The 8,924-nt window shown below is 55.2% G+C and carries 5 protein-coding genes; 3 read left to right on the top strand and 2 right to left on the bottom strand.

Annotated features, from left to right (window positions below; translation table 11 throughout):
* Both CSA35_01165 and malQ read right to left on the bottom strand, forming a co-directional pair.
* On the bottom strand, positions 1–1,656 hold a 1,656-nt coding region (locus CSA35_01165), incomplete at its 3' end, for an alpha-glucan phosphorylase (GenBank protein PIE55397.1).
* A complete protein-coding gene (malQ, locus tag CSA35_01160) occupies positions 1,653–3,167 on the bottom strand; it encodes a 4-alpha-glucanotransferase (protein PIE55396.1) in 1,515 nt (504 codons plus the stop codon). The genes CSA35_01165 and malQ, both read right to left, overlap by 4 nt.
* Positions 3,168–3,258: 91 nt before the next feature.
* On the opposite strand from malQ, the gene CSA35_01155 reads away from it, so the two are divergent.
* The 3 genes from CSA35_01155 to CSA35_01145 are packed head-to-tail and all read left to right on the top strand — an operon-like array spanning position 3,259 to position 8,811.
* Entirely contained in the window at positions 3,259–5,136 is a 1,878-nt protein-coding gene (locus CSA35_01155) for a 1,4-alpha-glucan branching enzyme (GenBank protein ID PIE55395.1), read from the top strand.
* Positions 5,137–5,159: 23 nt separating this feature from the next.
* Positions 5,160–7,493, top strand: coding sequence for a glycoside hydrolase (locus tag CSA35_01150; protein PIE55394.1), 2,334 nt, complete (start codon positions 5,160–5,162; stop codon positions 7,491–7,493).
* Entirely contained in the window at positions 7,483–8,811 is a 1,329-nt protein-coding gene (locus CSA35_01145) for a hypothetical protein (protein PIE55393.1), read from the top strand. The genes CSA35_01150 and CSA35_01145 overlap by 11 nt, the downstream gene beginning before the upstream one ends.
* Positions 8,812–8,924 lie beyond the last annotated feature (113 nt).

Genomic DNA, 8,924 nt, shown 5'->3' with positions numbered 1-8,924 from the left:
GCGCATCATCTGGACCCACTGTGTCTTGTTTGCGTAGTATGTGGGAATAACATCCTGTTCCAGTTTTTTGTAAAGGTCCATTGCGTCCAGGGAACTGTCGTAGTTCAGCAGGTCAGTTTCACTGGGCTCAGGTCCCACGGCCCACCCGGTGACACCCTCCTCCCAGCCTTCAATCCACCAGCCGTCCAGGACGGATAAACTCATGATTCCGTTGAGGGCGCACTTCATGCCGCTTGTCCCTGACGCTTCGTGAGGCCTGGAGGGGGTGTTGAGCCACAGGTCGACGCCCTGTACCAGATGGGTGGCGAGCCCCATGTTGTAGTTATCCAAAAACACGACCGATATGGTTTTGTCGACTTCTTGGATGATTCTGTGGATTTTTTGAAGCAGGGCCTTCCCCCCTTCGTCTTGTGGATGGGCTTTTCCGGCGAAGACCAGTTGGAGCCGCCCAGCCCCAATCTCAAGCAGCTTCTGTACATCGGTGAAGATCAGATCGGCTCTCTTATACTGAGCGGCTCTGCGGGCAAAACCGATGGTGAGGATGTCGGGATCAAGGGAGCGTCCGGTCATCTCCAGGATGGTGGCGATGAGTCGGGTCTTGTCGGCCTGGTGGCTCCGCCACAGAATGTCCCCTGGGATCTTTAGGGCCTGAACCAGTCGTCCAGGATCGTTCTCCCATCCTGGTATGTATGAGTCGTACAGCCGCTTCATACTGGGGCTCACCCAGGTTCCGGGATGGACTCCATTGGTAATCCAGTCCACCTGGTTGGATCGAAACATCCGTCGGGAAACCTCGGCGTGTCTTTTCGACACCGCGTTGACGTATCGGCTGAATACATAGCCCAGCTCGGTCATGGATACCCCTTGGGCCTGAGGAAGCATCTGTTTCAGTGTGGCGGCGAACGTGGGGGAGATGGTCTGCTCCACCATTGAGAAAGGGAAGACATCGTGCCCTGCCGGAACGGGAGTATGGGTAGTGAACATAACCTGTTTTTTGATTTTTTCAGGGTCAAAATATCCTCGTTCCCTCATGAGCTCCAGGGTAAGGAATCCGGCATGTCCCTCGTTCAGGTGATACGTCTCGATTCCGGAGTAGCCCAGATCCCGCAGCATTCGCAGTCCACCGACCCCCAGGAGAACTTCCTGGCATAGACGGTACGTCTGATCCCCCCCGTAGAGATCCCAGGTGAGGCACCGATCATCGGGATGATTCTCCTCGATGTCCGTGTCAAGAAAATAGACGGGGACGGTATATCCTGAGAGACCTTGGATATGGTAGTGCCATGTCCGAATTCTGATGTCTCGACCTCTGAGGGGTACCGAGACCGTGTTGGGGAGGGGCGAGAGCTCGGCCGAGGGGTTCCATATGACGGGGGATTCCTTCTGCCAGCCCTTTTCATCGAAGCTCTGATCGAAGTACCCGTTGCGATACAACAGGGTTATCCCCACTGCGGGGACGCCCATGTCGGCGGCGCTCTTCAGGATATCACCTGCCAGGACACCTAGTCCCCCCGAGTACGTAGGGATGCTTGGTTTAATGCCGATTTCCATGGAAAAGTAGGCTATTTTTCGAAAAGAGACCTCCTGTTCTAGCATCTGTCGAAGTGAGGTACTTAACTCGTTTTGCCTGTGTGCCTGCATCTGCATGCCTATCACCCTTTCTGTATCTCTTCGTTGCAAGATCGCTTCTCGTCAAGAGAGCGACCATAAATCTTCAGAAGACGTTCGAGTCGTTGAAAGGTCTCCTGGGGCACCCCCTCTTGGGAAAGGCGCCACGTCCAATTCCCCTCGATGGTTGAGGGGCGGTTGATCCGGGCATCGGATCCCAGATCCATGAGGTCCTGAGCCGGTATGACCGCCATATCTGCCACTGAGCCCAGAGCCAATCGTATCAGTGTCCATGAGGCTGAGCAGTCCTCAACGTCTGTTCCCGTGTAGGTTCTTAAATTTTCCTTGGTTTTATCTGGAGCGGTTTGGTACCACCCCTTTATTGTATCGTTATCGTGGGTTCCGGTATAGACCGTGATCGAGGGACTCAGATTATGGGGTGCATAGGGGGATTGGCCCACGTCACTGTCGAAGGCAAACTGGAGCACTGCCATGCCGGAGATACCCGTATCCTTCATCGCTTTTTGAACGTCCGGTGTGATGATGCCCAGATCTTCGGCAAGAAATGGCATGCTGGGGAACTTTTGCCGGAGAGCTTGAAAAAACGCCTGAGAAGGTGCGTCTTGCCATCGTCCCTCCCGGGCACTTGTCGCATTCGATGGGATGGCCCAATAGCTCAGCAGTCCCCGGAAGTGATCAAGCCGCACCCGGTCATAGAGGTTGAGACTGTGTGTGAGGCGGCTCATCCACCAGTTAAAATCTGTTGCCTCGTGATTCTCCCACCGGTACAGGGGGTTCCCCCAGGTCTGTCCGTCGACGCTGTAATAGTCTGGAGGGACTCCGGCGATGGACGTTGGTTGAAGGTCGTCGCCCAGTTGAAAAAGCTCGGGATGTCCCCAAACATCGGGACTGTCGTGGGTTACGTAGATTGGAAGGTCACCCAGAAAGTCCACGCCTTTTTCGGTGCACAGTTGCCTCAGACGTTGCTCTTGTCGAAAGAACAAAAATTGACCAAAGGCCAGCTGATCTATTTCGTTATGAGCCTCGGCCTCCAGTACGTCGAGAGCTCCTTCATCCCGAAGACGGTAGGGCTCGGGCCAGAGATTCCACGGCAGGTCACCGTGTCGGTTCTTGAGTATTTTGAAGAGGCAGTACTCTCGAAGCCAGTGATCGTTTCTATCCCGAAAGCCAGAAAATTCTTGATTATTTCGATGCCGTTCCCACACCAGGCGAATCAGATCCAGTCGGATCCTTCGGGCCTGACCGAAGTTGGCTGGGCCTGTTGGAAGCCTCTTCGGGAGGTCCGACTCCTTAATCCATCCCTCTTTGGCCAGCATCTCGGGGCTCACATACAGGACATCGCCGGCAAAGGCAGAGAGAGGACTATAGGGCGAATAGCCAAAAACAGGCGACAACTCGGTGAGTGGAAGCACCTGCCATCCACCTACACCTGATCGAGCCAGAGACTGAACAAACTGGCGAGCCTCAATTCCTAAATCTCCGGCGCCCCAGGGAGACGGCAGGGACGAAAGGGGAAGGAGTACAGCCGCTTTTCTCATGAAAAACACCTCCTTGCTGCCTCTTCATTGTACTATGCTCCATGGGATATAATAAATATGTAGAAAGATCGATACGATTGGGGGTGTTTCCATGAACTGGAGACCCAGCGACTACGACGTTTTCCTTTTTCGACAAGGGCGGCATTATCGTCTGTACGACTGCCTTGGCGCCCGTGTCGAAGGGGCTGGAACGACCTTTTCTCTGTGGGCTCCTCATGCCTGGGAGGTCTCGGTCCTCTGGGATGGGAATAACTGGACCCCTGCTGTTCATTCCCTCTCTCGTCGAGATGACGAGAGTGGACTCTGGGAAGGCTGGATTCCCGGTGTGTCCCGAGGGTCTCTCTACAAGTACGGGATCAAAATATCCTCGGGAGAATGGATCCAAAAGGGTGATCCCATGGCCCAGCGGTGGGAGACCCCGCCGAGAAGCGCTTCCATGGTCTGGTCGCCGCAATACGACTGGGGTGACCAAGAATGGATGGCCTGTAGGGGAGAGCGTTTAGGACCTGACGGTCCCTGGAGCGTATACGAGGTCCATCTGGGTTCCTGGCGTCGAGGGGATGGAAATACCTTTCTCTCCTATCGGGATGTGGCCCCTCTCCTGGCCGACTACGTTCTGGAGGCGGGGTTCACAGCTGTGGAGTTTATGCCTGTGATGGAACATCCTTTCTATGGTTCCTGGGGATACCAGGTCCTGGGGTACTTCGCTGCCACGGGGCGGTACGGGACACCGGAAGATCTCATGTATCTCATCGATTACCTGCACCAAAAGGGCATCGCCGTTGTCCTCGATTGGGTTCCCTCCCATTTCCCAGCCGACGGTCACGGTCTGGCGGTTTTCGATGGAACGTGTATATACGAACATCCCGATCCCCGGCGAGGATACCATCCTCACTGGACCAGCGCTATCTTTGATTACGGGCGTCACGAGGTCCGATCATTCCTCATCAGTAATGCCGTTTTTTGGCTGGACAGATATCATGCAGACGGATTGCGGGTGGACGGCGTGGCGTCCATGCTCTACCTGGATTACGGACGGTCCCATGGTCAGTGGGAGCCAAACCGTTACGGTGGTCGCGAGAACCTGGAGGCCGTTGCCTTTCTTCGGGAGCTTAACGCGGAGATCACCAGGAGTTTCCCCGATGTGGTTACCATAGCTGAGGAGTCCACCGATTGGCCAAGTGTCACGGGGCCTCCTCACCTTGGGGGACTCGGGTTCTCGATGAAGTGGAATATGGGGTGGATGCACGATACCCTGTCCTATATGCTTCGGGAGCCCGTACATCGTTCGTGGCATCACGAGCAGATCACCTTTGGACTCTGGTACGCATTCTCGGAGCGATTCATTCTTCCCCTCTCGCACGATGAGGTGGTCTATGGCAAGGGATCTCTCCTGTCCAAGATGCCCGGTGATTTCTGGCAAAGGAGGGCCAATCTTCGCTTGCTCCTGGCCCTCATGATCGTCCATCCTGGCAAGAAGCTCCTCTTCATGGGTGGTGAGTTCGGTCAGGAGAAGGAGTGGGACCACGAGGTCTCTCTGGACTGGCATCTGTTGGAACATGAGGAGCATCGGGGGATCCTGAGACTGGTCTCCGACCTGAACCGGCTTTATCGAAACGAGGAGGCTTTGCATCGAGATCATTCTCCCGAAGGGTTCCGATGGATCGACTGTGCTGACAAGTGGCAGAGTGTCTTCAGCATGATGCGTCCTCTGGGGGCTCGACCGGTAGTGGCAGTTCTCAACGCTACTCCAGTGCCTCGGACGAGGTATCGGGTTGGTGTCCCTCAAGGGGGCCTGTGGCGGGAGGTCTGCAACACCGATGCGGAGATCTATGGCGGCAGTGGTATGGGTAACATGGGAGCTGTTGCGACTGAAGAGATGCCGTGGCATGGTCAACCTCGCTCTTTGGAGCTGACGGTTCCGCCATTGGCGGCGGTGATCCTCGTCCCAGACGGAGATATCCAGTGATCGGCGAAGGGAGGTCGTGAACCATGAACCGGTATGTGTGCATCCACGGACACTTTTATCAGCCCCCCAGGGAAAATCCCTGGCTTGAGGTCGTGCCGCAGCAGCCGTCGGCGGCACCCTGGCATGATTGGAACGAGAGAATCACCGATCAGTGCTACGGACCGAACGGTGCCGCTCGAATTCTGGACGACCGGGGGCGAATCGTCTCCATGAGAAATTGCTATGAGTCCATCAGCTACAACGTGGGCCCTACCTTGCTTCGGTGGCTTGAAACCCATCGTCCGTGGGTCTATCGCTCCATGATCGACGCCGATCGGGTCGGGACGGAGCGATTTGGAGGCCATGGCCCTGCTATGGCCCAGGTCTACGGACACGCTATCATGCCCTTGGCCTCCGAGCGGGATCGACGGGCTCAGATCGTATGGGGGATCGCGGATTTCCGTCGTCGTTTTGGCCGTATGCCCGAGGGCATGTGGCTCGCCGAGGCTGCCGTCGATCTTCCAACCTTGGAGGTACTGGCGGGAGAGGGGATTCGGTTCACCGTGCTTGCTCCTCACCAGATATCCCGGATCGCCGTAGACGGTCCGGTGGATATATCCCGTCCCTATCGATGTTGCCTTCCCTCGGGTAGAGAGATCTCCCTTTTTTTCTATGACGCCACCCTGGCCCAGGAAATAGCTTTTGGCTCTGCACTGGACGATGGTCGTCGCCTGGCTCAGCGAATGATCGATTCCTGCCCTGATACAGGGAACCCGGTGCTTGAGCACGTGGCCGTGGATGGCGAGACCTTCGGGCACCATCACCGTTTTGGCGAGATGGCTCTGGCAGCGTGTCTGGATGAGCTCGACAATTCGCCGGATGTCTCCGTGACGGTCTACGGGCAATTTTTGGAGATGATGCCGCCCATGGTTGGCGTGGAGATCATTGAGCGGTCTTCCTGGAGCTGTTTCCACGGTGTCGAGCGCTGGCGGTCGGACTGCGGGTGTGCTGACGGAGGACATCCTGGGTGGCATCAGAGATGGCGTGGCCCTCTTCGGTCGGCACTGGAGGAGCTCCACGTCGGTCTTGATCGGCTGTACGAGGAGAAGCTTTCGAATCTCGTCCCCGATCCGTGGGGCACCCGGGATCGATCTGAGGAGCTCAGTTGCTCCATCTCCTTTCAGGACCGTCTCGATTTTCTGCGTCAGGAAGCTGGACGGGAACTCGATCGGGACGAAGCGATCATCGCTCTGACGGCTCTTGAGATGGAGCGGTGCGCCATTCTCATGTTCTCCAGTTGTGGGTGGTTCTTCGACGATATCTCCCGGATCGAATCGATTCAGGATCTTCAATACGCCGCTCGAGCCCTTGACTTGGCTGAGAGTCTTGGTGAGGATGACCTTCGGGGTCGTTTTCTGTCCGCGCTTGAGGGGGCCCCCAGTAACGTTCCCGAGTTCCTCAACGGTCGGCGGGTTTTCTCGTGCTTTGTCGAGCCCGAGTCCATGGATCTGTGCCGGATAGCCGCACATTGGGGACTTTATTCGCTTCTCGGTATGGACTCACAGTGTACTGATTTTCCTTTCGTCAGACCTCTCGATGTCGTGCTGGACAAAATCTCTCTTCCTGATGGCAAAGCGTGTCTGGGCACGGTGTCGCTTCAATCGAACAGAACCGGACAATTGGGGACCTTCATTGTGCTTGCTCTCTGGCGGGGCGGTCGTCGGGCTCTGTGTGGGTCACATCCTTTGGACGATATGTCTCCTCAGTCCCTTCTCAACGCGGTGAAAGACGGAGTATCTGAGGGAGATCTCAGGGAAATTCAAAGGATCTTCGGGCATCGTCTTTACTCTGTTCGCCATCTTTTTAGGGAAAGCCGGGGTAGAGTTTTGTCGAGGTTAACGAGAATATCTGAGGATGAGCTGATGGATACTGCAGGCCCACTTGTCGTGAGAGACGAAAGCCTTCTTCTCGTGCATGGGAGTGGGGGGCGGGCTCTTCGTTTAGCTGCTACGGTTCTTCTGGACCATCGTCTCTCCGTTGGCCTTAGGCAAGATGCTCCAGACTACGAAGGTCTGGAGAAACTGATTCGATGGGGACAGCGGTTGGGGCTCTCCTTGGATCGACAGCGTTTTGAGGCGGAAGCTTGGAGGAAAATTCACCAATTCGTGGGTATGTTGAGAGCTCCTCAGAATCGAGATAGAGGCATTCAGGGGCTCATCAAACTATTGGACCTTGTGGATCTGGCCGACGTTAAACTGGAGCTCTGGCTACTGCAGAAGGAGATCTACCCTCTTCTCAAAAATGGAGAACAACGAGGTCTCTTGTCTGAGCTTGCTCGGAGAGTAGGTATCTTCGTCGAAGCAGCGAATGTACTCTAGCACGATCGGGACCGTCTTGTGTCTTTCTGCTGTTGGGGGGCTTTCGTGTATGAATAGAAAAAACATCTTACGGGATCCCATGGTTTGGAAGTTCCGCCTCTACGGTTTCTTCAAAAATCTGCGGTTTTTCGAACCTTTCCTGGTAGTCTACCTCATTGGATTGGGGCTTTCTCTCTTCCACGTAGGGGTCCTCTACTCTGTTCGAGAGAGTATGACATATCTGGCTGAGGTTCCCTCGGGGCTGCTGGCCGATTATTGGGGACGAAAACGTATCCTGCTCATCTGTTTTGTGCTCTACGTCCTTTCCTTTTGTGGACTTGCTTTGGGAAAAGGCATAGGTACCTTTGGAGTCGCCATGGTGTTTTTTGGCTTGGGCGACGCTCTCCGTTCGGGAGTCCACAAAGCCATGATCTATGTGTACCTAGAGCAGAGAGGGTGGTTCGACGAAAAAACCTTCGTCTACGGTCGAACCAGAGCCTGGTCCCTTTTGGGGTCAGCCCTATCGTCCTTTTTGGCTGTCCCCTTGGCCTTGGGGCTTCCGGGGTATCGGTGGCTTTTTTTTCTCTCTGCTTTGCCCTCTCTGGGGGATGTCTTTTTGGTCTGGACTTACCCTGACTGGCTTGACGGTGATCCCCAGTCGGATCGGTCTGATCACGATAGCGGCTTTACAGCTTTCAGCTTCAAGACAATTCGGTCCGTTTTAGGAGATCGGCGACTTTGTCGAACGCTGCTCAGTTCGTCCATCTACGACGGTCTGTTCAAGATCGTCAAGGACTACGTACAACCGATGCTGTCCCTTCTCATCGTGGGTAATCTGTCGGGTAACGGGGACAAGACGTTAGCCCTGTGGCTTGGGGGTGTCTATGGTTCTCTGTTCCTGGCAGGATCACTGGCATCAGCCTCGGTGTGGCGTCTCAGACGTCACCTTTCATCGTCGTGGCTTATGAACATCTCCTTCGATGCCATGGGAGGGGCTGCCCTGATTCTGGCGGGGGCATCTCTGTGGGGAACGCCGCTGATCGTTAGCCTCATCTTTGTCTGCCTCTATGTAATGAAGGATGCTCGAAAGCCCATCTTCGTCGATCTCTGCGGTGACCTTATGGATCGGAACGTACGGGCGACGGTCCTTTCGGTGGACAGTCAACTTCGTGCTCTTGTGGCGGTAGTGGGTGCTCCGCTTCTAGGATGGATCGCTGATGGCACGGCCCTCACTCTTCCCTTCGCTTTGGTCGGTTTCTTCATGCTGGCCGTCAATCGTTGGCTCTCAGTCGATGTTCGGGATATAGTGCCCCTAGATGACAATAAGTCAGAAAATTGAGTTTGCCATTCCCCCTTGACGTTTTTATCTATTTTGTAGTATTATAACTTTTGCGTCCTTGGAGGGTAGGTATTAAGAGTCCGACCCTTTATATTTTTGTGCTTCTCTTTGGG

It is taken from the genome of Dethiosulfovibrio peptidovorans (assembly GCA_002748665.1).
GTDB classification, from domain to species: Bacteria; Synergistota; Synergistia; order Synergistales; family Dethiosulfovibrionaceae; genus Dethiosulfovibrio; species Dethiosulfovibrio peptidovorans_A.
Note: the sequence above shows the minus strand (reverse complement) of the source record. Positions and strands in the feature narration are given on the sequence as shown.

Coding starts and splice junctions, on each gene's coding strand:
- CSA35_01150 (PIE55394.1), top strand. CDS start 5,160: ATGAACCGGTATGTGTGCATCCACGGACACTTTTATCAGCCCCCCAGG.
- CSA35_01145 (PIE55393.1), top strand. CDS start 7,483: ATGTACTCTAGCACGATCGGGACCGTCTTGTGTCTTTCTGCTGTTGGG.
- malQ (PIE55396.1), bottom strand. CDS start 3,167: ATGAGAAAAGCGGCTGTACTCCTTCCCCTTTCGTCCCTGCCGTCTCCC.
- CSA35_01155 (PIE55395.1), top strand. CDS start 3,259: ATGAACTGGAGACCCAGCGACTACGACGTTTTCCTTTTTCGACAAGGG.